General features: G+C 66.7%; 31 protein-coding genes. 15 read left to right on the forward strand and 16 right to left on the reverse strand.

Features of this window, described 5'->3' with window-relative positions:
• Window positions 1-131: 131 nt before the first annotated feature.
• The gene (locus tag WFH23_RS11105; protein ID WP_090150585.1) at window positions 132-1,520 is read left to right on the forward strand and encodes an MFS transporter; all 1,389 of its coding nucleotides are present in this window, start codon (window positions 132-134) and stop codon (window positions 1,518-1,520) included.
• Between the two features lie 35 nt (window positions 1,521-1,555).
• Window positions 1,556-2,221: a dihydrofolate reductase family protein gene (locus tag WFH23_RS11110; protein ID WP_200331520.1), complete on the forward strand. Its 666-nt coding sequence runs from the start codon at window positions 1,556-1,558 to the stop codon at window positions 2,219-2,221.
• A gap of 79 nt (window positions 2,222-2,300) precedes the next feature.
• Here the strand turns inward: WFH23_RS11110 and WFH23_RS11115 are convergent, their stop codons facing one another.
• The gene (locus WFH23_RS11115; RefSeq protein WP_336662548.1) at window positions 2,301-4,346 is read right to left on the reverse strand and encodes an NAD-dependent epimerase/dehydratase family protein; all 2,046 of its coding nucleotides are present in this window, start codon (window positions 4,344-4,346) and stop codon (window positions 2,301-2,303) included.
• Window positions 4,347-4,517: 171 nt separating this feature from the next.
• Between WFH23_RS11115 and WFH23_RS11120 the strand changes: the two genes are divergently transcribed.
• The gene (locus tag WFH23_RS11120) at window positions 4,518-5,009 is read left to right on the forward strand and encodes a CinA family protein (protein WP_336662549.1); all 492 of its coding nucleotides are present in this window, start codon (window positions 4,518-4,520) and stop codon (window positions 5,007-5,009) included.
• A gap of 94 nt (window positions 5,010-5,103) precedes the next feature.
• Window positions 5,104-6,315, forward strand: a complete 1,212-nt coding sequence (locus tag WFH23_RS11125) for a zinc-dependent alcohol dehydrogenase (RefSeq protein ID WP_336662603.1) — start codon at window positions 5,104-5,106, stop codon at window positions 6,313-6,315.
• Here WFH23_RS11125 and WFH23_RS11130 read toward each other — a convergent pair.
• Window positions 6,312-7,040 carry a DUF1206 domain-containing protein gene (locus WFH23_RS11130; protein ID WP_336662550.1) on the reverse strand — a complete coding sequence of 243 codons (729 nt, stop codon included), beginning with the start codon at window positions 7,038-7,040 and terminating at the stop codon, window positions 6,312-6,314. The genes WFH23_RS11125 and WFH23_RS11130 overlap by 4 nt on opposite strands.
• Window positions 7,041-7,186: 146 nt before the next feature.
• Between WFH23_RS11130 and WFH23_RS11135 the strand changes: the two genes are divergently transcribed.
• The 4 genes from WFH23_RS11135 (at window position 7,187) to WFH23_RS11150 (ending at window position 10,197) form a co-directional block, all read left to right on the forward strand.
• The gene (locus WFH23_RS11135) at window positions 7,187-7,606 is read left to right on the forward strand and encodes a GNAT family N-acetyltransferase (protein ID WP_090150571.1); all 420 of its coding nucleotides are present in this window, start codon (window positions 7,187-7,189) and stop codon (window positions 7,604-7,606) included.
• Between the two features lie 49 nt (window positions 7,607-7,655).
• On the forward strand, window positions 7,656-8,063 hold the full coding sequence (locus WFH23_RS11140; protein ID WP_090150568.1) for a hypothetical protein: 408 nt from the start codon (window positions 7,656-7,658) through the stop codon (window positions 8,061-8,063).
• Window positions 8,064-8,127: 64 nt separating this feature from the next.
• Window positions 8,128-9,486, forward strand: coding sequence for an APC family permease (locus WFH23_RS11145; RefSeq protein ID WP_090150565.1), 1,359 nt, complete (start codon window positions 8,128-8,130; stop codon window positions 9,484-9,486).
• Between the two features lie 36 nt (window positions 9,487-9,522).
• A complete protein-coding gene (locus WFH23_RS11150; RefSeq protein WP_336662551.1) occupies window positions 9,523-10,197 on the forward strand; it encodes a Pr6Pr family membrane protein in 675 nt (224 codons plus the stop codon).
• A 23-nt stretch (window positions 10,198-10,220) separates the two neighbouring features.
• Here the strand turns inward: WFH23_RS11150 and WFH23_RS11155 are convergent, their stop codons facing one another.
• The 6 genes from WFH23_RS11155 to WFH23_RS11180 form a co-directional block, all read right to left on the reverse strand.
• Window positions 10,221-11,102 (reverse strand): manganese catalase family protein, encoded by an 882-nt coding sequence (locus WFH23_RS11155; RefSeq protein ID WP_336662552.1) that lies wholly within the window; start codon window positions 11,100-11,102, stop codon window positions 10,221-10,223.
• A gap of 139 nt (window positions 11,103-11,241) precedes the next feature.
• On the reverse strand, window positions 11,242-12,177 hold the full coding sequence (gene glsA / locus WFH23_RS11160) for a glutaminase A (RefSeq protein WP_090150556.1): 936 nt from the start codon (window positions 12,175-12,177) through the stop codon (window positions 11,242-11,244).
• 148 nt (window positions 12,178-12,325) lie between these two features.
• Window positions 12,326-12,655 carry a DUF7882 family protein gene (locus WFH23_RS11165; RefSeq protein WP_090150553.1) on the reverse strand — a complete coding sequence of 110 codons (330 nt, stop codon included), beginning with the start codon at window positions 12,653-12,655 and terminating at the stop codon, window positions 12,326-12,328.
• 84 nt (window positions 12,656-12,739) lie between these two features.
• Window positions 12,740-13,099 carry a DUF7882 family protein gene (locus WFH23_RS11170; protein ID WP_200331530.1) on the reverse strand — a complete coding sequence of 120 codons (360 nt, stop codon included), beginning with the start codon at window positions 13,097-13,099 and terminating at the stop codon, window positions 12,740-12,742.
• Window positions 13,100-13,199: 100 nt separating this feature from the next.
• The gene (locus tag WFH23_RS11175; RefSeq protein WP_200331532.1) at window positions 13,200-13,853 is read right to left on the reverse strand and encodes a TetR/AcrR family transcriptional regulator; all 654 of its coding nucleotides are present in this window, start codon (window positions 13,851-13,853) and stop codon (window positions 13,200-13,202) included.
• Window positions 13,831-14,406, reverse strand: a complete 576-nt coding sequence (locus WFH23_RS11180; RefSeq protein WP_336662553.1) for a hypothetical protein — start codon at window positions 14,404-14,406, stop codon at window positions 13,831-13,833. Before WFH23_RS11180 ends, WFH23_RS11175 begins: the two co-directional genes overlap by 23 nt.
• Before the next feature lie 182 nt (window positions 14,407-14,588).
• On the opposite strand from WFH23_RS11180, the gene WFH23_RS11185 reads away from it, so the two are divergent.
• The 6 genes from WFH23_RS11185 to WFH23_RS11210 all read left to right on the forward strand — a co-directional run bounded on the left by WFH23_RS11185 (window position 14,589) and on the right by WFH23_RS11210 (window position 19,350).
• Window positions 14,589-15,005 (forward strand): DUF6098 family protein, encoded by a 417-nt coding sequence (locus WFH23_RS11185; RefSeq protein WP_336662554.1) that lies wholly within the window; start codon window positions 14,589-14,591, stop codon window positions 15,003-15,005.
• Window positions 15,006-15,077: 72 nt separating this feature from the next.
• Window positions 15,078-15,701 (forward strand): hypothetical protein, encoded by a 624-nt coding sequence (locus WFH23_RS11190; protein WP_336662555.1) that lies wholly within the window; start codon window positions 15,078-15,080, stop codon window positions 15,699-15,701.
• Between the two features lie 248 nt (window positions 15,702-15,949).
• Window positions 15,950-16,648, forward strand: coding sequence for a copper resistance CopC family protein (locus WFH23_RS11195; RefSeq protein ID WP_336662556.1), 699 nt, complete (start codon window positions 15,950-15,952; stop codon window positions 16,646-16,648).
• Window positions 16,649-16,659: 11 nt separating this feature from the next.
• Window positions 16,660-17,232 carry a copper chaperone PCu(A)C gene (locus WFH23_RS11200; RefSeq protein ID WP_336662557.1) on the forward strand — a complete coding sequence of 191 codons (573 nt, stop codon included), beginning with the start codon at window positions 16,660-16,662 and terminating at the stop codon, window positions 17,230-17,232.
• Window positions 17,229-18,476 (forward strand): Dyp-type peroxidase, encoded by a 1,248-nt coding sequence (locus WFH23_RS11205; protein WP_336662558.1) that lies wholly within the window; start codon window positions 17,229-17,231, stop codon window positions 18,474-18,476. The genes WFH23_RS11200 and WFH23_RS11205 overlap by 4 nt, the downstream gene beginning before the upstream one ends.
• 133 nt (window positions 18,477-18,609) lie before the next feature.
• Window positions 18,610-19,350 carry a hypothetical protein gene (locus tag WFH23_RS11210; protein ID WP_336662559.1) on the forward strand — a complete coding sequence of 247 codons (741 nt, stop codon included), beginning with the start codon at window positions 18,610-18,612 and terminating at the stop codon, window positions 19,348-19,350.
• Between the two features lie 376 nt (window positions 19,351-19,726).
• Here the strand turns inward: WFH23_RS11210 and WFH23_RS11215 are convergent, their stop codons facing one another.
• Entirely contained in the window at window positions 19,727-20,182 is a 456-nt protein-coding gene (locus WFH23_RS11215; protein WP_336662560.1) for a VOC family protein, read from the reverse strand.
• 143 nt (window positions 20,183-20,325) lie between these two features.
• Between WFH23_RS11215 and WFH23_RS11220 the strand changes: the two genes are divergently transcribed.
• Window positions 20,326-20,535, forward strand: a complete 210-nt coding sequence (locus WFH23_RS11220) for an antitoxin (protein WP_090150513.1) — start codon at window positions 20,326-20,328, stop codon at window positions 20,533-20,535.
• Window positions 20,536-20,621: 86 nt separating this feature from the next.
• On the opposite strand, the gene WFH23_RS11225 is transcribed toward WFH23_RS11220, so the two are convergent.
• The 7 genes from WFH23_RS11225 to WFH23_RS11255 all read right to left on the reverse strand — a co-directional run bounded on the left by WFH23_RS11225 (window position 20,622) and on the right by WFH23_RS11255 (window position 24,378).
• On the reverse strand, window positions 20,622-20,831 hold the full coding sequence (locus WFH23_RS11225) for a helix-turn-helix transcriptional regulator (RefSeq protein WP_090150509.1): 210 nt from the start codon (window positions 20,829-20,831) through the stop codon (window positions 20,622-20,624).
• Window positions 20,828-21,307 carry a hypothetical protein gene (locus WFH23_RS11230; RefSeq protein WP_336662561.1) on the reverse strand — a complete coding sequence of 160 codons (480 nt, stop codon included), beginning with the start codon at window positions 21,305-21,307 and terminating at the stop codon, window positions 20,828-20,830. The genes WFH23_RS11225 and WFH23_RS11230 overlap by 4 nt, the downstream gene beginning before the upstream one ends.
• Before the next feature lie 126 nt (window positions 21,308-21,433).
• Window positions 21,434-21,694, reverse strand: a complete 261-nt coding sequence (locus WFH23_RS11235; RefSeq protein WP_090150503.1) for a hypothetical protein — start codon at window positions 21,692-21,694, stop codon at window positions 21,434-21,436.
• 114 nt (window positions 21,695-21,808) lie between these two features.
• The gene (locus WFH23_RS11240) at window positions 21,809-22,156 is read right to left on the reverse strand and encodes an antibiotic biosynthesis monooxygenase family protein (RefSeq protein WP_336662562.1); all 348 of its coding nucleotides are present in this window, start codon (window positions 22,154-22,156) and stop codon (window positions 21,809-21,811) included.
• Window positions 22,153-23,058 (reverse strand): EamA family transporter, encoded by a 906-nt coding sequence (locus WFH23_RS11245; protein ID WP_336662563.1) that lies wholly within the window; start codon window positions 23,056-23,058, stop codon window positions 22,153-22,155. The genes WFH23_RS11240 and WFH23_RS11245 overlap by 4 nt, the downstream gene beginning before the upstream one ends.
• On the reverse strand, window positions 23,055-23,780 hold the full coding sequence (locus WFH23_RS11250) for a B3/B4 domain-containing protein (protein ID WP_336662564.1): 726 nt from the start codon (window positions 23,778-23,780) through the stop codon (window positions 23,055-23,057). The genes WFH23_RS11245 and WFH23_RS11250 overlap by 4 nt, the downstream gene beginning before the upstream one ends.
• The gene (locus WFH23_RS11255) at window positions 23,773-24,378 is read right to left on the reverse strand and encodes a helix-turn-helix domain-containing protein (protein ID WP_336662565.1); all 606 of its coding nucleotides are present in this window, start codon (window positions 24,376-24,378) and stop codon (window positions 23,773-23,775) included. The genes WFH23_RS11250 and WFH23_RS11255 overlap by 8 nt, the downstream gene beginning before the upstream one ends.
• Window positions 24,379-24,397: the final 19 nt, after the last annotated feature.

Here is a 24,397-nt window from a genome sequence, read left to right on the forward strand (position 1 = left end):
GCTGCCGATACCAGCCGCGAGTGTTAAGGCAGTGTTAAGAGTTTCGCTCGCGGAGGTGTCGCCGCTCGCAGAATGGGTCTGCTGCTCGAACTGAGCTTCCCCCGTTTCCTCCCATGATGATTGGACTGTCAATGTCAACGTCGACAGCGACCTCACCGACCCTGCGCAGGTCGATCTCGAACACCCTCAAGGGCTCGGCAGGCAACCTCGTCGAGTGGTACGACGTCTACGTCTACTCGGTATTCGCAACGTACTTCGAGTCGCAGTTCTTCGCGGCGGACGAGAAGAACTCGTCGATCTACATCTGGGCGATCTTCGCCGTCACCTTCCTCATGCGTCCGATCGGCTCGTGGTTCTTCGGCCGCTTCGCCGATCGTCACGGGCGCCGACTGTCGCTCACCGTCTCGGTCTCGCTCATGGCTGCGTGCTCGATCCTGATCGCGCTCGCGCCGACAGCCGAATCGATCGGCGTCGGCGCGGTCGTGATCCTCGTCTTCGCACGTCTGCTGCAGGGCTTCGCGACCGGCGGGGAATACGGCACGAGCGCGACGTACATGTCCGAAACCGCCATCTCCGGTCACCGCGGGTTCCTGTCGTCCTTCCACTACGTCACGCTCGTCGGCGGGCACGTGCTCGCGCAGCTCACGCTCATGATCATGGTGCTCACGCTGCCCGAAGCAGCGATCGCCTCATGGGGATGGCGCGTCGCCTTCGTGATCGGCGGTGCGGGAGCGCTCGTGGTGATCTGGCTGCGTCGCACCATGGACGAGACCCTGGAGACCGCGACGCTCGAAGCGGTGCGCTCGGGAGCGTCCCGCGAATCCGGCTCCATGCGCGAACTGCTCGTGCACCAGTGGCGTCCGCTGCTCACCTGCTTCCTCGTCACCGCTGGCGGTACGGTGGCGTTCTACACCTACTCCGTGACCGGCCCGTCGATCGTGAAGAGCGCGTTCGCGGGGAGCGACGTGCTGGCCGGAACCGTCATCAATCTCATCGCCCTGACGATCCTCATGCTGCTCCAGCCCCTCGGCGGCTGGATCTCGGACCGCGTCGGCCGCAAGTCGCTGCTCGTCTTCTTCGGGATCGGGGGAGTGCTCTACACCTGGGTGCTCCTCACCCAGCTGCCGCAGCAGCAGAACCCGATCATCGCGTTCACGCTCCTCGTCGTCGGCTTCATCATTCTGACGGGGTACACCTCAATCAACGCCGTGGTGAAGGCGGAGCTCTTCCCGACGCACATTCGCGCGCTCGGCGTCGGGTTCGGGTACGCCCTCGCCAACTCGGCATTCGGCGGGACCGCGCCGCTGCTGTACCAGGCGGCCGGCGAGACGGATCGCGTGACCTGGTTCATCGTGTACGTGACCGCGGTGATCGCCGTGTCGTTGCTCGTTTACATCTTCGTGCTGAAGAACAAGAGCTCGAACTGGCTGGATGACGAGGCCGGGATGCGCTCTCGGGTCCGCGGTGCATCCGCCGCTCGCGCGGGCGAGATCGCAGACACCGCTTCCGCCCGCGCGTAGACTGGCCGCCTCACTCGCTGAGGAAGGAGTCGCTCATGCAGCTGGCGCGCGTGCACAATCTCGCCGTCTCGCTCGACGGGTTCGGTGCGGGGGCGGACCCTTCGCTGGACGCGCCGTTCGGCCATGCGGGGATGCGACTGATGGAGTGGTTCTTTCCGACGCAGACCTTCCAGGCGCAGACCGGGCAGCGGGAACGCGTGGACGTGCAGGGGGCGAGCGATCCCGATGATCGGTATGCGAGGTTATCGTTCGTCGGGATCGGCTCCGAGATCATGGGCGCCGGCAAATTCGGCCCGCCCGGCTGGCAGCACGACCCGGCCTGGACGGGGTGGTGGGGCGATGAGCCGCCCTTCCACTCACCGGTCTTCGTCTTGACGCACACGCCTCGGCCGTCCGTCACCCGCGGAGACACCACGTTTCACTTCATGAGCGCTTCGCCCGCCGAGGCTCTGGAAGCCGCACGCCAGGCCGCCGGCGGCCTCGACGTGCGCATCGGCGGCGGCCCCACGACGGTGCGCGAGTTCCTCGCCGCCGGCCTCATCGACCACCTGCACGTGGTCCAGGTGCCGATCCTGCTCGGGCGAGGGGCGCATCTCTGGCGCGGCCTCGAGGGGTGGGAGCGCGAGTACGATGCCGTCTCGGAGACCACGCCGAGCGGGGTCACGCACCTCACGTTCACACGGAAAGACGCCGCTCGTTAGCTATCGCCTGCGTCCCTGCCTCTCACCGCTCGCGCGCGGGGAGAGACAGGGAGAGACGGGGAACCCAGAGCAGGTCTCGTCAGTAGTTGGAGGGCGGATCGCTTCCCGGGAACGACTCCTCGCCCCATTCGTCGGCCAGAGCGTCGTCATGCTCCCCGCGCAACCGCCGCGCCGCGCTCGATGCGCTCTCAGGCGCCTCGGAACCACCCTCCGCTGCGGCATCGGGATCGGCGGGAATGGCCGGCGTCTCATCGACGGCATCCGCGTCGGCACCGAGCGGTGTAGCGCCGGACGGGACTGCGGCGTCCGCATCGCTGTCCTCGCCGAACACATCCCGGTCCTCCCGGAACGCGCGACTGCGGGCGTAGGCGTGCGCGGCACCGAGCATTTCGGCTTGCGCCAGCGCGCGCTCCCCGAGCTCGTCGAACACCGCGGCGTCGAGGTCGAGGTCGGCGGCGTGCTCGCTGAGCACCTGCCACAGGCCGAGCTTCCCGATCACCGCACTGCGCAGCAGTTCGAGCTCCAAGATGAGGGAGAGCGGCGAGCGCGTGAACGTGCGTCCGTTCAGCTTCAGCCTCCCGACGCGCTCACCCACCCACGACGCGGCCTGACGGTAGAAACGGCGCCGCACCTCGAGGTCGTCGATGAGGTGAGCGAGGAAGGCGCGCTCGAGCCGGAGCTCTTCGGCGAGTTCTGAGAGCCCGGCGTAGACGGGAGTGTCGATGTACGCAGCAGACATGCGCTCCATGCGCTCAGCCCCTGCGGTCGCCCCGGTCAGATGGTCGGAGAGGTAGAGGCCGAACAACTCCCAGTCGAGGTCGCCGGCCTCGTTCGAGACGCCTGCGGAGGGGTCGTCCGCGGTCGCCGACGGCTCGTCGGACGTCGAGGCAGCCTCGGCGCCCGCTCCCACGCGTCCGTCGAGTGACGAGAGACGCGCCTCGTCGACATCCCGAGCTCGAAGCGGCAGCGATCCCGTCCCTCGACCGTCGATCATGCCCTCGAGCAGCTCTCGCAGGGCATCCGCAGCCGAGTGCTTCGGCTGCCAGCCGAGCTCGCTCTTGGCGCGACCGTTGTCCATGTGCGGCGCCCCCAGCGCGAGGTCGAACCAGCCCGCGTCGACCGACACGATTCCGGCGCGGTGCGCAGCGGTGACGAACCCGCGCACCACCGCTGTCGGAAGCTCGAAGAAGCGTCCGTGGTCGATGATGTCGGCCAGTTGTTGCGCTCCGAGCACGTCGTCGGCGCAGATGTTGAAGGCCCCAGGAGCGCGCTGCACGATCGCGGCGAGGTACGCGTCCGCCGCGTCATCGGCGTGGATCGCCTGGACGCCGCGCAAGCCCTTCGGCAATGGGAGGGCTGGCGGTTTCGCCCGACCGAGTGCCTGCACCGGGACGGCGCTTCCGAGGAAGTACCTCTGAATGGACGATGCAGCATCGCCCTGGAAGGTGAGCGCCGGTCGCATCCGCGTGATGGTGAGAGCAGGGAACTCGCGGGCGAACTCATCGAGCACCTCCTCCTGCGCGGCCTTGTCGACGCTGTACTGCGACGACTCGATCCCGCCCCGTTCCCAATCCTCGGTGCGGAGGGACCGTGACGGATCGGCGGCATAGACGCCGACCGACGACGCGACCACGACGTGGCCGACCCCCGCCTCGGCCGCCGCGCGCAGCACGCGGCGGCTCCCATCGACGTTGACGCGGCGCAGGAGTTCGCGTTCGGCGATGGGTTGGATGAGCCATGCCAGGTGGACGACGGTGTCGACTCCGGAGAACGCCTCCCGGAGGGCTTCGACAGCCGACTCCTCTGACGAGGCCGCAGCGATGTCGATGGAAGACCATTCGCACGACGCATACGGATCCACCGTGAGATCGGGCATGCGCCGAGCGATGCCGAGCACCGACCCGACGTCCGGGGAAGCGGCGAGTGCGCGCAGCAGAGCGGTACCCGCGTTGCCCGTGGCTCCGACGACCGCTACGCGGAGCGGCGCGGTCGCGTCGTCCGCGCGGCCGGCATCGGCGGCGCTCGCCTTCGAGGGTCGCGCTCCGTTGACGGGTACTGCAGGAGTGGCCGGCACCGCGTGCGCGGCTCCGGCCGATGCATCTTGAGACTGGGGTCGTTCGGGCATTGCTGTCCTCCTCGAATCGCTCGTGTCTTCAGAATGCCTCGTCGACGACGCGGTTGACAGGGGGTTGCGTGCTCTCGTCGGAGGCGTCAAGGCCCCTGCGGCGACGATTCTCCCACCGTAACGTCGGCAATTGCGCCGTAGATCTCATCGGCGCGGAAGGAGCGAAACTCGATGGTTGAATCCGCTATTCAGGGCCGCGTCGACGACCTCGTCGAGCGCATCGCCGAGCGTGCGTCGGATGCAGGTCGGTCTGTCGCAGTCGCCGAGTCGTTGACGGGGGGTCAACTGAGCGCGGCGTTGTCCGCGGCGCCCGACTCCGGCACCTGGTTCCACGGAGGGATCACGGCATACCATCCGGAGGTGAAGTACTCCCTCCTGGGGGCTCCGAGGGGGCCGGTGGTGACGGAACCGACGGCGGTGGCGATGGCGGAATCCGCCGCACGTCTGCTGCTGGCCGATGTCGTGGTCGCAGTGACCGGAGTCGGGGGACCGGAACCCGACGAGGGCAAGCCTGCGGGGACGGTCGTGCTCGCGATCACCGGAGGGGACTCGCCGACGAGCGTCGAGCACCTCTCGTTCTCGGGCGATCCGATCGAGGTGATGCAGAAAACCGTCGAGGCCGCCCTCGAAGCGGTACTCGGGCGCCTCGCCCCGACGGACTGATCCGGGGTCTCGCCCGTCTCGGTGCGTCGGGCACGCGGACCGCACGAGCACCGATCCAGAGCAAGAGCAACAGCGATGAGCAGAGGAGCACATGATGCGCGCAGTGACGTGGCAGGGCAAGCGGAAGATCTCGGTCGAGCAGGTGCCCGATCCGGTGATCCAGGAACCAGGGGACGCGATCGTTCGAGTGACTTCGACGGCGATCTGCGGTTCGGACCTCCACCTCTACGAACTGTTCGGGCCGTTTCTCGACGCCGGTGACATTCTGGGTCACGAGACGATGGGCGTCGTCGAGGAGGTGGGCCCGGGCGTGACCTCATTGCAGGTGGGGCAACGGGTGGTGATCCCGTTCAACATCTCGTGCGGAGCATGCTGGATGTGCACGCGCGGCCTGCAGTCGCAGTGCGAGCGCACGCAGGTGACCGAGTACGGTTCGGGGGCGGCGCTCTTCGGCTACACGAAACTCTACGGTCAGGTGCCCGGCGGGCAGGCCGAGCTGCTTCGGGTGCCCATCGCGGACTACAACACCATCCCCGTCGGCGAGACCCTCCCGGATGAGCGCTATCTCTTCCTCAGCGACATCCTCCCGACAGCTGCGCAGGGCGTGGCCTACGCAGGAGTCGGGCGCGGAGACACGGCACTGGTGCTCGGACTCGGCCCGGTCGGTCAGTTCGCAGCGCGTCTCGCCGCGCATCGCGGGGCGCGGGTGCTCGCCGTCGACCCGGTGCCGGAACGCCGGGAGATGGCTGCACGCCACGGCATCGCCGTATGCGAGCCCGGTGACGTCGACGAGGCCGCCGTCGACTTCTCCGACGGGCGCGGGCCCGACGCCGTGATCGATGCCGTCGGCATGGAGGCGCACGGGAGCCCAGGCGTGCACGCAGCGCACACGGCCATCGGTGCACTGCCCGACGTGCTCGCGAAGCCGATGATGGAGCACGCCGGCGTCGATCGCGCAGCCGCCCTGCTGCAGGGGATCGATCTGGTGCGCCGCGGCGGGACCGTCTCGATCAGCGGAGTCTACGTCGGCAACGCCGACCCGCTGCCCATGAAGACGCTGTTCGACAAGCAGATCACGATCAAGATGGGCCAGTGCAACGTGAAGCGGTGGATCGATGATCTACTGCCCCTCGTCGAACAGCACGACGACCCGCTCGGCACGGCCGATCTCACCACCCATCGGGTTCCGCTCGCGAGTGCCCCGGAGATGTACGAGCTCTTCCAGAAGAAGGAGGACGGGTGCATCAAGGTGGTGCTCGATCCTGCGACGGACTCCGCCGATACCGGCTCGGCGCCGGGTCGTTAGAGCTTCGCGAACCGCGCGCGGAAGAAGCAGAACACCCCGTATGCCAGGAACCCTGCACCGATGAGCACGATCCAGACGGGCCCGCCCGGCAGGTCGTAGAGCGAGGTGATGGCCGAGTCGAGGGCTCCGGCCGAGCTCGAATCTCCCCGGACGCCGGCGGCGGCCAGGAGCACGGCGACGACGAGCAGGGCTCCGCCCTTCGACACGAACCCCACCGCGCCCAGGGCAGCGATCGCGTGACCGGCGCGGCCGGACGGGAGCTCCATCTGCTTCCGGAAGCTCCGGGACACGCCCATCCAGATCCAGGCGATTCCAACACCGGCCACCCCGAGGCCGACCAGGACGAGCAGGACCGTTCCGCCCGGAAGGGTGAGCAGCCCGCGGCTCGCATCGCGAGTGGTGCGGTCGGGATCGGGGCGTGCGCCGACGGCGATCGCCGTCGCGATCCCACCCATGACGCAGAACGCGATTCCCTGCCCCCACTCGGCGAGCCGGCGCCCCCAGCGCTGCTTCCGAGAGCTGCGGCTGAGGGCGAAGCCGTCGACGATGTGGAAGATGCCGAGGGCGAAGAGGAGCAGTGCGACCGCCCAGAGGCCCGCGAGACCGAACGGAGCCTCGGCGATGGATGTGAGAGCTCCCACCTGATCGGCTTCCGCGCGGCCCTGGCGCACGACGAGGGCGATTGCGAGGACCCCGATCAGCCCGTGCACGATGCCGGTCGCCACGTACCCTCCCCGCGCCAGTGCGCGAAAGGTCGTGGTGCTCTCGGTTCTGCGAGCAGCAGATTGCAATCGGTCGTCCATGGGTCGAGGCTAACGGATCAGAGCGCACGGACCTGCGCTGCGCCGTTCGCCGCGCGTATCGTGGTCTCATGGACCATCGCATACTCGATCGCGTACCCACCGCTGCTGAACACGCTGCCCTCGCAGCAGCGGTCGGATGGCAGTCCCACTTCGATGACGAGGTGCGCGGTGCCTCGCTCGCCGCGTCCCTGGCCGGTGTTGTGTGCGTCGACGAGCACGGGTCGGTGATCGGCATGGCGCGAGCCGTGGGCGACGGACTGCAGTACGCGTACGTGCAAGACGTCGTCGTCGATCCGGAGCACGAGGGAGCGGGGATCGCGACCGATCTCGTCTCACGTCTGATCGAACTGCTGCAGCCGGAGGGTGACATCGAGCTCTTCGTCGGTCTCTTCGCGAGCGATGCCGCGGTCGGCGTGTACGAATCACTCGGATTCACCACCGATGACGCGACCGGCATGCATCGGAAGCTCCGAGGCTCCGGTTCGTGAGGAGCGCAACCCCCTCGTCCGAAATGGAAGCGTTTCCTAGGCTCGACGCATGTCAGTGAACAAGCTCAAGCTCGTAGCCACCGGTGCCATCTCGCTCGCGCTCCTCGGCGGAACCGCCGGGTGCGGTGGAGTCTCCCCGACCGAGGGCTCAGGGGAAGTGCGCGACCAGCACGACGCACCGAACGGACTCGCGGACGAAGTCGAGGAGCAGATCGATGATCGCCTTTCGAACGGCGACCCCGAAGGCGTCAGCGCGGACGAGACCGACCTTCTCGAGCAGATCGACGAGTACGAGAACGTCTCGACGGACACCATTCGCGTGCTCGTCGAGGGCGAGCTCAGCGAGGCCCAACGCGACGACCTCGCCTCCGCCGTGTTCGCCGCGACGGAGAACGACGCGCTCGGCACCGTGCTGATCGTGGATGCGACCGGGGATGAGACGGAGCACACGAGCTAACGAACAGGGACCGCGGGTGTCAAGGGGCGTGCGGGTGACTTCTGCGCGACTCTAGGCTGGCGGGATGACGCGTGAACCCGAGGCTGCCTCGCAGCCCCTCGATACGAAGCTGCGCCGCTCGGTCTCCGGCCTGCTCCTCTTCGCCTTCATCCTCGGAGATGTGCTCGGAGCCGGCATCTACGCACTCATGGGGGTGCTGTCTGCAGAGGTCGGCGGCATGCTGTGGGCACCGCTCCTGCTGGCTCTGCTGCTCGCGCTCCTCACGGCGGGCTCGTACGCGGAACTCGTCACGAAGTATCCGAAAGCGGGAGGCGCTGCCGTCTTCGCGGAGCGGGCCTTCCAGAAGCCCGTCATCTCATTCCTCGTCGGGTTCTGCATGCTCGCGGCGGGCGTCACGAGCGCTGCCGGCCTGTCCATCGCCTTCGCAGGGGAGTACCTGCACACGTTCGTGGAACTGCCGACGACGCTCGTCGCGATCCTGTTCCTGGTCGTCGTGGCCCTGCTCAACGCTCGAGGCATTCGCGAATCCCTCGGCGCCAACCTCGTGATGACGGCGATCGAGGTCAGCGGCCTCGTCATCGTTATCGTGGTGGTCGGCCTGCTCGTCGGGAACGGCGGAGGCGATCTCTCGCGAGTGGTCGAAGGGCCGGAGGGCGTCGGCACGGCGGCCGCGGTGCTCGGTGGTGCCATCATCGCGTTCTACTCCTTCGTGGGTTTCGAGACCTCGGCGAACATGATCGAGGAAGTGCGCAACCCGTCTCGCACCTACCCGAGGGCGCTCTTCGCCTCCCTCGCAGTCGCCGGGATCGTCTATGTGCTCGTCGGGCTCGCGAGCGCGATCGCCCTGCCCGCCGATGAGCTCGCCGAGTCGAGCGGCCCCTTGCTCGACGTAGTGGAAGCCTCCGGCTCGCACGTGCCGTCGTGGGTGTTCAGCGCGATCGCGCTGATCGCCGTAGCGAATGGTGCATTGCTGACGATGATCATGACGAGCCGACTCGCCTTCGGGATGGCCGAGCAGGGGCTGCTCCCCGCCCAGTTGGGGCGGGTGCTGCCGAAGCGGAAGACGCCGTGGGTGGCGATCATGGCGACCACCCTCGTCGCGGCGCTGCTCACGCTGGTCGGTGACCTCGCCACGCTTGCGGAGACGGTCGTGCTGCTGCTGCTCTTCGTGTTCTTGAGCGCCAACGTGTCGGTGCTCGTCCTGCGCCGCGACCGCGTCGAGCATCAGCATTTCCGCGTGTGGACCTTCGTGCCCGTGCTCGGCATCGCCTCGTGCATCATGTTGATGACGCAGCAGAGCGGAACGGTCTGGCTCTTCGGGGCCGCCCTCGTCGGGGTCGGCGTCGTACTGCACCTGCTCGCACGCTGGAACGCACGTCGGAACGCGAGTCGGAGCGACGAAACTCCTGAGGTCAAGGCATGATGGGGTGACCGCGAACGCCGATGGAGGGGGCCGAAGATGACGTCGACGAAGAGCGCGGCTCGCGCCCCAGCCGTATCGGTGGGCCGCAGATTCGCCGTATGCGCCGCCTCCGCGGCAGTGCTGATCGCCGCCGCTGTGATCGGACAACTGGTGTTCAGTCTGAGTTTCGAACCCGATGAGCCGCTGTTCTTCTTCACGAACTTCTTCAGTTTCTTCACGATCCTGTCGAATGTGCTCGCGGTCATCGTCCTGACGGCGTCGGCCGTTGTCATATCCCTCGGGAAACGTCCGCCGCTCTGGTTCTGGGCGGTGTTCACGGCGATGTCCACCTACATGGTGACGACGGGGATCGTGTACAACGCCTTGTTGCGGGGCGTGTCGCTCGACCAGGAGTCGACTCTCGGATGGTCGAACGAGGTGCTGCACCTCATCGGGCCGCTCCTCGTTGCAGCGCTGTGGTGGTTCGCGCCAGCGCGCGCGGGGCTCTCTTGGAGGCATCTGCGCCTCGCGGCCGTATTCCCCCTTGCGTGGGGGGTCTACACGGTGCTGCGCGGCGCCGTCGTCGGCTGGTATCCCTACCCATTCATGAATCCCGCTCAACCCGGTGGGTACGGCGCCGTACTCGGTTACATGGCTGTCATCGCCGCGGTCATCATCGGCGTCGACGCGCTGCTCGTCGGGCTGAGCCGCAGGACGCGCGAGCGCGCCTGAAGCTCAGCCCGACGACGGAGCAGTTACTCCTTCCTCAGGACATCCTGAGCCCGGCCGGCGATCTTCTCGGCCAGGTTCGGCACGTCGGTCGTGCCGTAGAAGCGCGCGTCCGGGTGCGTGGGCGGCGGCATCGGCACTCCGGCCTCCGGGGCCTCGTGGTAGCTGAACTCGCCGAGTCCATCGGGAGTCGGTCCCGATGCCCAGCTGCCCTCGCTCGCGGCCGCTCCGTCGGAGAAGTTGATGTAGTGGTACGACACGTCGCGCTCCTCCTTGCTGATCGGGAAGTTGCTCGGAACCGGAAGCGATTCGACGCCCTCTTCCTGCAGTTCCGCGGCTGCCGCGAGCCACTGATTCTGGTGCATGGTGTCGCGGGCGAGCAGGAAGCCGAGCAGATCGCGCACTCCGTGGTCGTCGGTCATGTGGTAGAGCCGCGCGACCTGCACGCGCCCCTGCATCTCGGCGTTCGCATTGGCCTGGAAATCGGCGAGCAGGTTGCCGCTGCTCGTGATGAAACTGCCCTGCCACGGATTCCCGTTGCTGTCGACCGGGCGCGCGCCTGCACCGGCGACGATGCCTTGCTGCACGTCGGTGCCGCCGATGATCGCGGCCACGGTCGGATCGCTCTGCACCGCCTCATCCGTGATGCCGAGCGGCGACTTCTCGAGGAGCTGCGCGATCATCACGGCGAGCATCTCGACGTGTCCCATCTCCTCCGCGCCAATGCCGAAGACCAGGTCGCGGTACTTCCCCGGAATGTGCATGTTCCATGCCTGGAATTGATACTGCAGAGCGACCGTGATCTCGCCGTACTGCCCGCCGAGCACCTCCTGCAGCTTGCGTGCGTACACCGCGTCCGGCTTGTCCGGGCTGGCCTTGTGCTGGAGTTCCTGCCGGTGAAAATACATCGTCCGTTTCCTCTCCGTCGCCGGTCGGAGGGCCGCGGCTCGGCTCTGCTGCGACCGACGATGCCACCCAGCCCACACCGGATGCGGCGTGATCACGAAGGGGTTGCAATCGGGAGAAGCGTGACGTAAACGCGGGGGCTCAGGGCGAGACGTCGAAAGCGTGCAGCCGGAGATCGTCGCTCAGTCGCGCACTCGCCAGATGACCGCGGACGCTCGTCCCTTGTTCGTCGAGCGGTGGGCTGAAGACTGCGGCGCCGAGGGCGCCGGGAGCCGAGAGCACGATGGCGCCCGAGACGCTCGACTTCGCCGGAACACCCACTTCGCGCATCCAGCGCCCGGAACCGTCGTACACGCCGCACGTCGCCATGACGGAGATGACGTCGCGCGCGACCTCTCGGGAGATGACGCGTTCGCCGGTGCACGGATTGACGCCTCCCGCCGCGAGTGTCGCTCCCATGACCGCGAGGGCTTCTGCGTCGACGAGCGTGGCGCACGCGCGGGCGTACACGGTGATCGCATCGTCCGCTTCGACACGCAGCGTCCCCTCCGAGCGCATGAGATGCGCCAGGGCGAGATTGCGGTCCCCGAGTCGCTGCTCCGCCTCGGCGATCTCCTCGTCGACGCGCAGCGACCGCCCCGCGAAGGCCGAGAGCCCCGCGGCAATGCGCTCGGCGCGGGCAGCGGCATCGTCGCCGTCGACGATCGAGCTCGTGAGGAGCGCGCCGGCGTTCACCATCGGATTCGGCGGCCGGCCGGTGCCGCTCTCGAGTTTGATCGCATCGAAGGCCTCACCCGTCGGCTCGATGCCCACCCGCTCAAGGGCGGCGCGATTCGTGTCGTGCAGCGCCAGCGCGAACACGAACGGTTTCACCGCCGACTGGATGCTGAACACCACGTCGGACTGCGCGCTCGAGCGAAGGTCGCCGTCCAGGGTGACCAGGGCGACGCCGCAGAGCCCGGGGTCGGCTTCGGCGAGCTGGGGGATGCTCTCGGTCACGGCACCGCCCCGATGGGGAAGCATCTGCTCGCGCAGTGCGTCGAGGTCGTAGCTGCGGGCGTCCGGGGCTCGGTTCATTCCTCTAGCTTGCGGGAGAGCCGGGCTCCGGAGGCTCGATCGTGCGGCGCGGCGTTGAAGCCGGTCACGGCGCCGGCGCCGGCATGCAGAAGCGTCGCTCCTCCCAGGAGAATCAGGAGGAGCGACGCTCCGGTGATGTGCGACTGCGTCAGAGCAGATCAGGATTCTTCTTGACGAACTTCTCCGCTTCTTCCTCCGTGATCGCGATGAGACCGCGCGGTGTATGCGCGAGCGAGTTGAGCGCCCGCACCCACGCTTTGCTGAGTTCCGGCTCGCGGCTCCCTGAGAAATGGAAACCGATCGAGACGTACGGCGACAACCAGACCGACAAGCGCCCATCGCCCTGGTCGTGCGGCTTGTGCCAGCTGAGGAAGAAGCACTCCTGCTTCTTCAGTTTCTGCCCGATGACGAACTGCAGGTGGGCCAGCAGTCGATCCTCGAACTCGTATTCCCGTTCCCCGTGTTTCAAATACCCCATGATCAGCAGTTTGCCAGTGGAAACAATTCACGGCAGGGCTGTCTTTGCGGCGTTGAATGTGGTACCCCGGTTTGGTCGAGCCGGCTACTTCACGGGTTCTGCGCGGAGGTTTCCGGGATAGCTGTTTCCGGTGGCTTCGGCGACGGCCAGGGTGCCGTCCTCTTTCGTCACGATCAACCCTGTCGTCGAACTCGCCGATTCCCCGAGTCGCTGCAACCACTCTTTATTGATCTCCGGTACACGGCTCCCCAGGAACTTGAACGTGAGCGTCGTCTGGGGCGAGACCCAGATCGCCGTGCGACCGTCGCCCACGCTCATGCTGTCCTTCCACGACATCAAGAACGCCTCGTCGCGCATCAGCTTCTGCACGATGATGATCTGGAGGTGCGCGAGCAGTCGGTCCTCGAAGTGGGTGGTGAGGCCGTCGTATCGAATGAATCCCATGAGCTTCTGATCCTTTCATTCCGCGACATTCGAGTGGTCGCGGGGAAGCTCGTCAAGTGTCTCAGGAAATCTGGTGCACGAAGAGCCGCGGAAGAGAAGATTACCGCTTCTCGTCCGACGTCGCGCGCGTCTGGGATCGCTCGAGTGCTCCACCGGTTCGATGAGGCGGTGGAAGGGCGAGCTCGTCGAGATGATGCGTGACCGTGTCGAGGGCATGCTGCGGCGCTTCCGCATCTCCGTCCCAGAGCCCGAGCATCGCGACTCCGTCGAGGAGTGCCCGCAATCGCCGCGCTTCGAACGCGGCGTCGCGATGAGCGTGGAACAAGCGCGCATCGACGAGGATCCCGATGGCGGCGACGCACGCGCGGTCGACCGCGGCGCTGAGCCGTTGCGCCGCGGGACGCAGCGCCTGGTCGGTGAGCGCGAGCACGCCGAGTTGCACCTGCGCGACGAACTCGAGGCGGCGCACTCCGTCCAGGGGGAGGAGCTGCGCGAGCAGCGCCTCCGCAAGCTCACGGCCCGAGAGGTCGAGGGCAGCGATTCTGGCCGTCGCGCGCTCCTCGATCAGTTCGAAGCAGTACTCGCGGAGGTCTTGTTGCGTCGGGAATATCCTGCGCAGCGACGCGGGTGCGAGTCCGGTCTCGGCGGCGACTCCTCGTACTGAGAGGCTCGCGAGACCGTCGCGCTCGAGGATTCGCAGTGCAGCTCCGGCGATCTCCGCGGTACGCGCCTCAGTGTCGATTCTGCGGGGCATGGGTGTCAGCGTAGTGCGGAGGCAGCGTTGCGGGCGCTTTCGGCCAGAACGTGTAGCTCACCGCCCACACGAGATCGATCGCGAAGATGATGCCGAGGATGCTGAAATACCCGGAGAGCGCCTCGGTGCGTCGAGGGTCGTCGACGAGCGCGATGATCGCTCCGAGGATCACGGCGGCGACGGTCACGGCTGCGGCGGTCGTCAGCACGTCTCTCCAGCATTTGAGCGTGTAACGCAGCCCGGTCAGCTTCTCGGGGGGCGGGCCGCCGGCGAACCGGTGCTTGAATCGCGCGTCGGCCCAGGCGACCATGCGCTTGCCGTAAGCGACCGAGATGCCGATGTAGATCGCTGCGAGCCCGTGCTGCCACGAGGCGGTGCCCCCGCCGAGGAGGTCGAAAGTGACCAGGGCGAGCAGGATCACATCGATGACAGGAGCGACGATCAGCAACGCCGCACCGAGCCCCGGGCGGCGGAAAAGATAGCGTGCCGAGAGGCCGGCGATGATCGCCAGCCAGAAAGCGACCTCGCAGATCACGATCGCGGTCAGGATCATTCGTCTCCTCCATCTGTAGCGCTGTTCTTTGTTTGAGTACAACTGTACTCAAAAAAAGGCCATCGCGTCGGGCCCTATCGCAGGTGCTGAGAAACGGTCTGCGCGGCAGGCGCAGCACGCACAGGGGAAGGCGCTCGAGGAGACCATTGCGAGGCGCTTCTCCGGCAGCTATGAATGAGCGCATGAACGACATGCACCTGCTCACATTGGCGAGCCTCACCGACCTCGTGCGTTCGCACCCGGGCCTGCACGTGCGCTACTCGGAAGGACCGGAGCATGACGCAGCGCAGCGCAGCATCGACACCGAGAGCGGGCTCGAACTCCCCGGCCTCTCAGTGAACCCGCTCGATGCCGAGCAGTGGTGGACCCGGCCCCTGGAGGACTGGCTGTCGAGGCAGCTCTGTCAGTACAGCCACCGCGCCGAGAAGAACCCCGACCGCTACGCCTGGATTCTGCGCGGAACCCACGTAGGGCGAGGCCCTGACTGCGAGCCGTTGATCCGCGACGTTCACGCGGTCGCCACCCTCGACGACGAGCTCATCAGAGAAGCTCACGCCCACTACCGCACCCGTTTCGATGCGGGGTGCGGTCCGGAGTGAGGGCCGGTCGCACTGGCCCGGCATCGGCGGCGTCTGCGCACCATCGCTTCGATGATCTGAGAGAATCGATGCATGTCGTCGACTCGCTCCCGCATCGCCGCGCGCGGCGTCGCAGCGGCGGCGGTGTCGACCTTCGTCGCCCTGCTCTCCCACGTCGTCGGCGGTGGTGCCGTGCCTGGCGCGATGGGAATCCTCGCGCCGCTCGTGCTCTCTACGTTGGTCTGCGTCGCACTCGCGGGGCGCACGCTCTCCCTCCCTCGTCTCTCGCTTTCAGTCGCCGCGAGCCAATTCCTGTTCCACGCACTGTTCGTGCTGGGCGCATCGCGGACGAGTGAGACGACGACGAATGCACTGCCGCATCACGCCCACGGCTTGACGGGCTCCGCCGCTGCACCCGTGATGCCCAGCGCTCATCTGGCGCACGCGGGCACGAGCATGTGGATCGCGCACGTGTGCGCTGGAGCGCTCACGGTGGCAGCGTTGTACTGCGCGGAGTCGGTGCTCGCGTCGATGGCGGTGCTCACCCGTCTGATCGTGTCGCGACTGCTTCCCGTTGCTCCCGCCACCGGCAGCCGAATCTCCGCAGCTCCGTCGCCCGCCGTCGTTCCGGACATCGCGTCGACGCTGCTTCCGCTCGGCGTGTATCCCTCGGTGACCGCCCGTCGTGGCCCACCCGTTCCCGTGCTGTTCCGCTGATCCACTCCGCCGACGCTCCGTCGCTGTGCTTCGCGCGCCTCATCGCTGCGCTGGGAGACCGCAGCCGCAGCGAATCGGGGAGTACCGTGCACCCGGAATCGTCGCGCCCGCCGCTGTGACGGCTCGCCCTCGAACGAACCGGTGCACGCGTTCCTGAACGCGCTACTGTCTCAGACCGCACCATCGTGCGGTCGAGAACGGTGCCGCCTTCTTCGATGACCCCTGCCATCACCCGATGAGGCTCAGCCATGACCCCTACACCGTCCACTCGTCCGCCGACCACCCCGGCCCGTTCACCCCGCCGAATGCTCACGCGCCTCACGACGCTGGCGTTCGCAGCGCTGGTGATGATGCTGGGGAGTGCGAACCCCGCGTTCGCGCACGACCAATTGCTCTCCAGCGAGCCCGCCCAAGCAGCCGTGCTCGCTTCGTCCCCCGCGCAGGTCGCGCTCGAGTTCTCGGACAACCTTCTGACCGTCGGCGCCGTCATTCTGGTCGTCGATCAGGGCGGCAAGGATTGGGCGGGCGGTGCGCCGACGTTGGATGGGCCTATGGTGAGCGTGCCGATCGACGGCTCGCTCCCCGACGGCTCGTACGAAGCGCGCTGGCGAGTGGTGTCTTCCGACGGGCACCCGATTAGCGGCATCGTTCCGTTCACCGTCGGCGATGCGAAGACGGCGGAACAGACGCAGCCAGAAGAACTTGACTCGCTCGATGCGCGCGAACCTGCGCTTCCAGCCGGCTCGGATGCGTCGGCTTCGACGAGTCTTCCGAGCGAGGCATCCGAACGATCGGACTTCGGGCGGACCATCGCAATCGGAGCGGCGGGAGCCGCAATCGCGCTGCTCGTCTTCATCGTCTGGTCACTCAGGAAACGCGGCAAGAACACTCCGTCGGATCCGTCCTCGCGACGATCCGAATCTGCAGAAACACATGAAGCACTGTGAAAGGCACTCGTATGTATACACGCACCACTCAGAACTCTCTTCTCGCACTCACTGCCGTCGCGCTCGTCGCGCTCACGGGGTGCAGTACCGCCGCATCCAACGCTCCAGAGACCTCGGCTCCTCAGGCCGGCGAGGCCGTCGTCATGGAGGACGGCTGGGTCAAAGCCGCCGACAGCGGCATGTCGGCCGCGTTCGGCGAGCTGGAGAACACCGGCTCCGATGACGTCACCATTGTTTCGGCGAGCACGGAAGCCTCGAGCGCTCTCGAACTGCACGAAACCATCGAGAACGAGGCCGGAGAGATGATCATGCGCGAGAAGACCGACGGCTTCACCATCGAAGCGGGTGACAGCCTGTCGCTCGAACCCGGCGGCAACCATCTGATGCTCATGGATCTCTCCGACCCCATCGCGGCCGGAGACGAGATCACGTTCACGCTCACCTTCTCCGACGAGTCGACGTACGAGTTCACCGTTCCGGCGAAGGACTACGCGGGCGCCAACGAGAACTACGAGGGCGACGATGCGGGCGAGCACGACATGGAGATGAGCGGGGACATGGAGATGGGCGGACACTCGGAATGACCTCGGACCGTACCCCCGACACCGGGCGGACGGGCGTCAGCCGGCGGGGGCTTCTCTTCGGAGGAGCCGTCGCCGGCCTCGGCGCGGCCGCCGCCGTCGGCGCCGACGCACTGCTCAGCCGGGCGAAGCCCGGCCACGCGCCCGGGGTCGCGAGCGATACTGCGGCGTCGATCCACGGAGGCCACACAGTCGATTTCCATGGCGCTCACCAAGCAGGGATCACGACGACGCCTCAAGCGCACGCCACCTTCGTGGCGCTCGACCTGCACGACGGGACCGACCGGGATGCACTGCGACGGATGATGCAGATTCTCACCGAGGACGCGGCCAGGCTCACCCAGGGTGAGCCTGCTCTCGCTGACTCCGAACCGGAGCTCGGTGCAGTGCCGGCACGGCTCACGGTCACCTTCGGATTCGGGCCGGCGCTCGTCGCACGCGCAGCGGGACCGTCCGCGATTCCCGAGTGGCTCCGCCCCCTGCCAGCATTCACCATCGACCGTCTCGAACCGGGTTGGAGTGACGGGGACCTCCTCCTGCAGATCGCTTCCGACGATGCGTTCACCGTCGCCCACGCAACGCGCATGCTCCTGAAAGACGCGCGGAGCTTCGCGTCAGTGCGGTGGACGCAAGTCGGCTTCCGTCGAGCGTTCGGTGCCGAGAAGCCGGGTACCACGATGCGGAACCTCTTCGGCCAGGTCGACGGCACCGCCAACCCCTCGCCCGAAGATCAAGACTTCGACCGTCTCGTATGGGCGACCGACGGATGGTTGGCGGGCGGTACCGGATTCGTGCTACGGCGCACGCACATGGATCTCGACAAGTGGGATCGTCTCGATCGGAGCGGGCGAGAGCAATCGATGGGTCGCACGCTCGCGAACGGAGCCCCACTGACGGGCGTGCACGAACACGATGAGCCCGATTTCGACGCGAAGACGAACGTCGGGTTCCCCGTGATCCCGGAGTTCTCGCACATCCGACGAGCGCGCTCGGAGAACGCGGATGAACGGATCTTTCGTCGCGCCTACAACTACGATCATGCTCCATCCGGCGGCGAGATATCGGACAGCGGGTTGCTCTTCGTCTCGTTCCAAGCCGACGTGACCAAGCAGTTCGTGCCCATTCAGCGTCGTCTCGACGAACTCGACCTGTTGAACGAATGGACCACCCCAGTAGGTTCAGCCGTGTTCGCGATTCCTCCAGGGTGCAGCGAAGGAGGATATATCGGCGAGACGCTCCTCGGGTGAGGGGAGCTGGACGCGTTGCAAGTTCGTTTGCCTGCGCAACCGCATCCCTCCGGTACCGAATTCTCGGCGGGGGACTACTCGCCGTGTTCCGTGCGTGAGACTCGACCCGCGGAGGCGTCGAAAATGGATCGGCGTGAGCACCGCGTCTTCGAAACCCTCGCCAGTTCCCGACACATGGAACCGCCTCCTGCAACCGTATCTGACGCATCTTGGCACGCAGGGGTCCCGGACATCGACGATCGAGACCCGGCGCCAACACCTCGAGTGCCTGGCCCGCGGCATCGAGGCCGATCCGCTCGTGGTGACCGAGACGCGACTCGCGCAGTGGTGCGCAGCGCAGATCTGGCGTCCCGAATCCCGTCGAGCGCGACTGACGAGCTTTCGGCTGTTCTGGCGCTGGGCGGCAAACGAGGAACTGCTCGACGACGTCGCCATGGGGATGCCTCAGGAGCGCGGCCGCAGCTCCCCTCCTGAGCCGACACGCGATCTCGTGTACCTGCACGCGCTGCGTCATTCGGATGCGCGAAGCCGCATGATCCTCCGTCTTGCTGCTGAAGTGGGGCTGGGCCGCAACGAGATCGCGCGCATCCACCGCGAACGCGACCTGCTGCTGCATGCCGACGGGTGCGCGCTCGCCGTCGGTGGCGTCGGAAACGGTGCTCGATACCGTCCGTTGCCGGAGGAGCTGTCGTCCGAGCTCTTCGACTCGGGGCCGGGATGGGTGTTTCCCGGCACGGACGGAGGCCACCTCTCGCCGCGCTGGATCAGCGCCCTCGCGACGCGAGCACTGGGGGCAGAATGGACTCTGCGATCGCTGCAGCACCGATTCGCCGTTCGCACCTGCGCAGTCGACCGAGTCGCGTTCGCACTCTGACAGCTGGAGAACATCCATGAACTTCACGGGTCCATTGGCGCTCCTGGTGGCTTGGGTGGTGCACGACATTGAAGAAGCCGTCGCTTTTCCTGCCGAATGCGACAGGCTCGCGGATCGTGCCGGCATCGAGTTCCTGCGCATGGGCCGACGCCAATCCTGGGCTGCGGTCGGATTCATGGGGCTCCTCGTGGCGCCGATATGCGCGGCGGGCGTCATCACAGCCCTAACGGTGATGTGGCCCGGCGCGAGGCTCGCGCGGCGCGAACTCAGTCGCAGTGGACACCCGTTGCGGCCGCGCGACTACTTCGCGGGTGCGATGCTCTTGCTTCCGGCCGCCATCACCAGCCAAGTGCTGGCGCGGCTCGTCGTAGCGCGCTCATGCAGCGGGGGTGTCGGAGCCGCGATGGAGCTCCTGGGCGAGCATGACGATGATGCCGCTCGGGCCCCGCACGTATGCCAACTTGTAGATATCGGCGTAGTTCGCGACACCTCTGAGCGGATAGCAGTCATGCGTCGCCGCGATGTCCAAGGCTTCATCGATGTCATCGACGGCGAAGGCGACGCGATGCATCCCGACCTCATTCGGCAGCGTCGGCTCTGTCTCGATCGCCTGCGGGTGCAGATACTCGAAGAGTTCGAGTTGCCCGTGGCCGTCGGGCACGTCGAGGACCGCGATGCGTGCGCGGTTCCCGTCGAGGCCGACCGCAGTGTCGGCCCAGTCTCCGCTGATCGTGTCGCGACCGGCGAGCACCAGGCCGAGGTCCGTGAAGAACGAGATCGCCTCCTCGATGTCACGCACCGCGATCCCGATGTTCGCCAGTGTGATCGCCATGAACCGCAGTCTACGGAGAAGGATCGCGAGCGGAAAGCATGTCCTCCGAATTGAAGCCGCTGTGCGTCTGTACGTGAGCGAACCGAGCGGGCATGATGGGAAAACACCCATGGCGCTTGCCGCGGGCTCACGAAGGAGGACTCATGGGCATCGAAGATCTCACCGCGAAGGCAAAGGAATTCCTCGGTGACAGCCGCGTTTCGGAGGCGCTGCAGAGCGAGCAGGCCGAGAACGCGAGCGATAAGTTGCTCGAAAGCGTTGCTGATGCAGCGAACAAGGTCACGGGAGGCAAGTTCGAAGACCAGATCGAGAGCGCTCGCGAGTCGGCGGACAAAGCGATCGGCAACGAGTAACGAGTAGAGGCTCTTTCAGGCGGTCCGCTCTGCGAACCGGGCGGACCCCTGAACTGAGACGTGCCTCGCCTGCCTCGACGCGTTCGTCAGTCGTGCGAGGTGTCGGGGCCGGGGGAGAAGACATCCTCAATCGCGCACTCGAATGTCTCTGCGATTCGAAAGGCGAGAGGAAGGGACGGATCGAAGCGCCCCTTCTCGATCGAGATCACGGTCTGCCGCGACACCCCCAAGGCTTCGGCGAGGGTGTGCTGCGACCAGCCGCGATCAGAGCGGAGTGCTGACAGCCGGTTCTTCATGCGCGTCCGCGACTCCGGGCGACGGTGTAGCGGATACTCGTGCTGAGGAAGGCGAGGATCAGCACGCCGGTGAGTGCCAGTACACCGTCGATGTGCGTTCCGGTGATCGCAAGGAACGTCAGTGCGAGTCCAGTGATGGCAATGGTGTCGTGGAATGCGCCGCGCGCCGCCTCGTCGTACCACTGCGACTCCACGGACTCCTCTGGCCGCGCCAGCGCCCCCGAGAGGGTGGTGCGATCGATGATGAGCGCCCACACGAGCAGAACGTTCGGTACGAGCACGCACGCCGAGAAGATGGTCGCGAGAAGCGGCGCGGGCAGAGGGCCGCCCACGAAGCGTGCGAAGAGAAGCGCTTCGGCGACCGCCATGACGAGCCCGATCGGGGTGGCGACTGCGAGCGCCGGCAGCCGACGTGAGCCGAACCTCGTTCTGCCCCATGCGGTGCGGCGGGTGGTCGAGGACGTGCTCTCGCTCATGGGGCTCCTTCGGGGCGCGTGACCTGATGTAAAGTAAGTTTTACAGGTAAAGCTCACTTGACACAAGTGGAGTGCCTACGCGGGCGCCGTCGAACTGACACGCTCTGAACGCTGTAGCGGCTGGGGTCAGTAGCCCCGCACAGAGACAGAGAACTTCCAATCGATGACTCCGCGATCCGTCATGATGAAGCACTGACTCGCGCGGGTCCACGAGGAGTTCATCGTGACGCGCTTCGTGTCGCACGCCGCCTTCGAGGTGAAGTTCGTCGGGTACAGGTACGAGTACCCCGCTGCCTGTGCGGGTGTGGCGGCGGCGAACAGGCCTCCGGCCGCGAGTGCGATTGTGGCCGCAACACCGGCCAGAGTCTTCCGAGGCTTCGTAGTCATGTGATCCAGCTCCTTCGCTCGAGTACGGTGGACAGCCAGTGTATGCAGGTCGATCGCATTGGCGCCAGCGCGCGAGTGCGGAACCGGCGTGCAGCGGGGGACGACGGCCGCGACTCAGTGGCGCTGCGACTCGGGCTGATGCTCGAGGGTGAGCGCGGGGTTTCCGTAGATCGACTGCACCTCGGAGATCACGACGCGGTACTCGCCGAGCCACTCGCCGTAGCGCTGCTTCGCGAGGCGGTGCGTGTCCATGCCCATGAGCTGCTTGAGCGCATCCATGTCCGTCCAGTAATAGACCTCGGCGTGCAGTCCGGTGTCCTCGTTGTGCCAGGTCTCCTCTCCGAGAAATCCGGGGATCTCGCGGGCCCGGGAGGCGATCTCGCTGTCGATGCGGTGGAATTCATCGGTCAGGTTGGTCGTCTCGAAGATGAAGGTGGAACTGTATTTCGGCGTGACGGTCATGGTGTCTCCTGAGCAGTCGTCGGGGAATGATGGGTCGCAACCGGTGCGTTGTCTCGTCGGCCGTTCCGCTGTGATGCGGCGCCCGCGATGATGACGATCGCGATGCCGACCAGCTGCATGGGCGTCGGCGATTGCGCCAGCACGAGGAGGCCGATGAGAATGCCGAACGCGGGCTCGATGGAGAGCAGCGTGCCGAATGCGGTGTGGGTCATGCGTTTGAGGGCGAGCATTTCGAGACCGAATGCGATGACCGGTGTGATGAGCGCGATCCCGGCCGCTGCTGCCAGCACCCACCAGGAGAACTCGCCACCGACCACCTGCGGGAGACCGATCGGCAGTATCGCGAGTGCCGCGATCGGAATGGTGAGCGACAGCCCGGAGATTCCGGAGAAACGGTCCCCGACGTGCTGAGTGAGCACGTTGTACAGTGCCCAGCATGCTCCGGCTGCCGCGGCGAAACCGACACCGGCGAGGTCGATGCTTCCGTGCCAGGGCTCAGTCAGCAGCACCACGCCGATGAGCGCCAGGAGTGGCCAGGCGAGGGCCTTGCGCTGCGTGCTCATGACGCCGGCGACAGTGAGCGGTCCGAGGAACTCGATGGCGACGGCGGTGCCGAGGGGAATGCGGTCGACGGCGGCGAGGAAGAACGCAGTCATGAACCCGGTCACCACACCGAGGGCGACGAGGGCGGGAAGATCGCGGGCGCGGAGCGAACGGATCGCCGGGCGGGCGATCATCCAGAGGAATGCCGCACCGAAACACATGCGGAGCCACGCGGTGCCGGCCGGGCCGACCTGATCGATCACCGGCACGGACAGAGCATTCGACAGCTGCACGGCCAGCATGGCTGCGACGGCCATCGACCACGCCGGAATGCCCTTGGGTGTGCGGGGCGCATTCATGCAGCCACCAGCCGTTTCGAGACCTGTACGTTCCCCGTACCGCTCGACAGGGCCTCGACGAGGGCGTCGCCGGCGGCATGCAGCGCCTCGTCGGAGACGGGCGCGAGGGCGTCGAGGATGAAGAGTGCCGTGCGGGTGTCGTTGGAGAGGCTCGTGCGTCGGCCCTGTCGCCAGTTCCAGCGACGGCAGGTCACACCAGCGGTGTCGCACCACACGACTTCGCCCGGCTCCGGGTGTTCGAGGATCGTCTCGCCATTCACGACGGTGTCGAAGGTTTCCGTGCCCGCGGCGCGCATCAGCCTCGCCGGACCCTGGTAGCGGTCGAGATCCTCTCCGCCGAGCGGAATCTGATGCAAGACCGAGATCGCGTTGGAGATGTCGGTGAGTGCATTCACGCGAGGCAGGGCGAGCTCGGCGCGGCGTGTGAGTGCCTCGAGGCTGTTTCTGGTGCGCTGCGGTTTCGCACCGAAGGCGCGGTACGCGTCTCTCCAGGACGCGACGTGCGGCAGCTCATCTGCCGAGCGTTCTGCGAGCAGACCCCGCGCACGCGTCTCGGCCGCAGACACGAGTGCGTCGACGGCATCAGCGTTGTGGTCGAACGCGTCTGCGGCACTGCCATCGACCACGAGCAGCAGCGCACGGTAGTCCGGCCGCAGGAGAAGCACGTCGGGATCGACGGCGCACGCGTCCAGGAATGCGGCGGCGTTCATCGTCTCAGTCATGAGCGGACTCCTCTCGGTGTGCGGATCCGACACCCGGTTCGAAGACCGTGAGCGAGAACCGGGTGGTAGCGCTCGTCGAATTCACGTAGGCGTGGACCACGTCACCTCGGAAGGTCAGAGCATCCCCGGTCGCCAGGTCGTACGTGATCCCATCCGCTTCGACGGCGAGTGCACCTTCTTGCACGTGCAGCAACTCGCGGGTTCCCGTCGTGTGGGCTTCGCTGTCGTGGCGCTCATGCGGCGCCAGCGTCCAATCCCAGAGTTCGATGACGTCCGGCGGCTCCGTGCCGGCGACGAGCACCGCCCGGCCGCCGGATTCGCCGTTCCACAGCACCGCGCCCTGGCCGTTGCGCGTGTGTCTCGCCGTGCGCGGAGACGGGGGTTCGACGAGGTCTGGCAGGCCAACGCCGAGCGCGTCCGACAAGCGCAGCAGTGTGCCGATACTGGGGTTCACCGCACCCTGTTCGACGTTCACGAGCATACGACGGCTCACTCCGGCGAACTCGGCGAGTTGATCGAGCGTCCAACTCCGACCGTTTCGCTCCTGCTTGACGCGCGCACCGATCACCCGCGCCAAGGACTCTGCAGTCACATCCATACAGTGCATCTTAGTGCCC

This window comes from Leucobacter sp. USHLN154 (assembly GCF_037145595.1).
Taxonomy (GTDB): Bacteria; Actinomycetota; Actinomycetes; order Actinomycetales; family Microbacteriaceae; genus Leucobacter; species Leucobacter alluvii.

What these genes read in the sequence shown, in the direction of transcription:
- WFH23_RS11105 (WP_090150585.1), top strand. Translation starts at nt 132, where the DNA reads ATGTCAACGTCGACAGCGACCTCACCGACCCTGCGCAGGTCGATCTCG.
- WFH23_RS11110 (WP_200331520.1), top strand. Translation starts at nt 1,556, where the DNA reads ATGCAGCTGGCGCGCGTGCACAATCTCGCCGTCTCGCTCGACGGGTTC.
- WFH23_RS11115 (WP_336662548.1), bottom strand. Translation starts at nt 4,346, where the DNA reads ATGCCCGAACGACCCCAGTCTCAAGATGCATCGGCCGGAGCCGCGCAC.
- WFH23_RS11120 (WP_336662549.1), top strand. Translation starts at nt 4,518, where the DNA reads ATGGTTGAATCCGCTATTCAGGGCCGCGTCGACGACCTCGTCGAGCGC.
- WFH23_RS11125 (WP_336662603.1), top strand. Translation starts at nt 5,104, where the DNA reads ATGCGCGCAGTGACGTGGCAGGGCAAGCGGAAGATCTCGGTCGAGCAG.
- WFH23_RS11135 (WP_090150571.1), top strand. Translation starts at nt 7,187, where the DNA reads ATGGACCATCGCATACTCGATCGCGTACCCACCGCTGCTGAACACGCT.
- WFH23_RS11140 (WP_090150568.1), top strand. Translation starts at nt 7,656, where the DNA reads ATGTCAGTGAACAAGCTCAAGCTCGTAGCCACCGGTGCCATCTCGCTC.
- WFH23_RS11145 (WP_090150565.1), top strand. Translation starts at nt 8,128, where the DNA reads ATGACGCGTGAACCCGAGGCTGCCTCGCAGCCCCTCGATACGAAGCTG.
- WFH23_RS11150 (WP_336662551.1), top strand. Translation starts at nt 9,523, where the DNA reads ATGACGTCGACGAAGAGCGCGGCTCGCGCCCCAGCCGTATCGGTGGGC.
- WFH23_RS11155 (WP_336662552.1), bottom strand. Translation starts at nt 11,102, where the DNA reads ATGTATTTTCACCGGCAGGAACTCCAGCACAAGGCCAGCCCGGACAAG.
- glsA (WP_090150556.1), bottom strand. Translation starts at nt 12,177, where the DNA reads ATGAACCGAGCCCCGGACGCCCGCAGCTACGACCTCGACGCACTGCGC.
- WFH23_RS11165 (WP_090150553.1), bottom strand. Translation starts at nt 12,655, where the DNA reads ATGGGGTATTTGAAACACGGGGAACGGGAATACGAGTTCGAGGATCGA.
- WFH23_RS11170 (WP_200331530.1), bottom strand. Translation starts at nt 13,099, where the DNA reads ATGGGATTCATTCGATACGACGGCCTCACCACCCACTTCGAGGACCGA.
- WFH23_RS11175 (WP_200331532.1), bottom strand. Translation starts at nt 13,853, where the DNA reads ATGCCCCGCAGAATCGACACTGAGGCGCGTACCGCGGAGATCGCCGGA.
- WFH23_RS11180 (WP_336662553.1), bottom strand. Translation starts at nt 14,406, where the DNA reads ATGATCCTGACCGCGATCGTGATCTGCGAGGTCGCTTTCTGGCTGGCG.
- WFH23_RS11185 (WP_336662554.1), top strand. Translation starts at nt 14,589, where the DNA reads ATGAACGACATGCACCTGCTCACATTGGCGAGCCTCACCGACCTCGTG.
- WFH23_RS11190 (WP_336662555.1), top strand. Translation starts at nt 15,078, where the DNA reads ATGTCGTCGACTCGCTCCCGCATCGCCGCGCGCGGCGTCGCAGCGGCG.
- WFH23_RS11195 (WP_336662556.1), top strand. Translation starts at nt 15,950, where the DNA reads ATGACCCCTACACCGTCCACTCGTCCGCCGACCACCCCGGCCCGTTCA.
- WFH23_RS11200 (WP_336662557.1), top strand. Translation starts at nt 16,660, where the DNA reads ATGTATACACGCACCACTCAGAACTCTCTTCTCGCACTCACTGCCGTC.
- WFH23_RS11205 (WP_336662558.1), top strand. Translation starts at nt 17,229, where the DNA reads ATGACCTCGGACCGTACCCCCGACACCGGGCGGACGGGCGTCAGCCGG.
- WFH23_RS11215 (WP_336662560.1), bottom strand. Translation starts at nt 20,182, where the DNA reads ATGGCGATCACACTGGCGAACATCGGGATCGCGGTGCGTGACATCGAG.
- WFH23_RS11220 (WP_090150513.1), top strand. Translation starts at nt 20,326, where the DNA reads ATGGGCATCGAAGATCTCACCGCGAAGGCAAAGGAATTCCTCGGTGAC.
- WFH23_RS11225 (WP_090150509.1), bottom strand. Translation starts at nt 20,831, where the DNA reads ATGAAGAACCGGCTGTCAGCACTCCGCTCTGATCGCGGCTGGTCGCAG.
- WFH23_RS11230 (WP_336662561.1), bottom strand. Translation starts at nt 21,307, where the DNA reads ATGAGCGAGAGCACGTCCTCGACCACCCGCCGCACCGCATGGGGCAGA.
- WFH23_RS11235 (WP_090150503.1), bottom strand. Translation starts at nt 21,694, where the DNA reads ATGACTACGAAGCCTCGGAAGACTCTGGCCGGTGTTGCGGCCACAATC.
- WFH23_RS11240 (WP_336662562.1), bottom strand. Translation starts at nt 22,156, where the DNA reads ATGACCGTCACGCCGAAATACAGTTCCACCTTCATCTTCGAGACGACC.
- WFH23_RS11245 (WP_336662563.1), bottom strand. Translation starts at nt 23,058, where the DNA reads ATGAATGCGCCCCGCACACCCAAGGGCATTCCGGCGTGGTCGATGGCC.
- WFH23_RS11250 (WP_336662564.1), bottom strand. Translation starts at nt 23,780, where the DNA reads ATGACTGAGACGATGAACGCCGCCGCATTCCTGGACGCGTGCGCCGTC.
- WFH23_RS11255 (WP_336662565.1), bottom strand. Translation starts at nt 24,378, where the DNA reads ATGGATGTGACTGCAGAGTCCTTGGCGCGGGTGATCGGTGCGCGCGTC.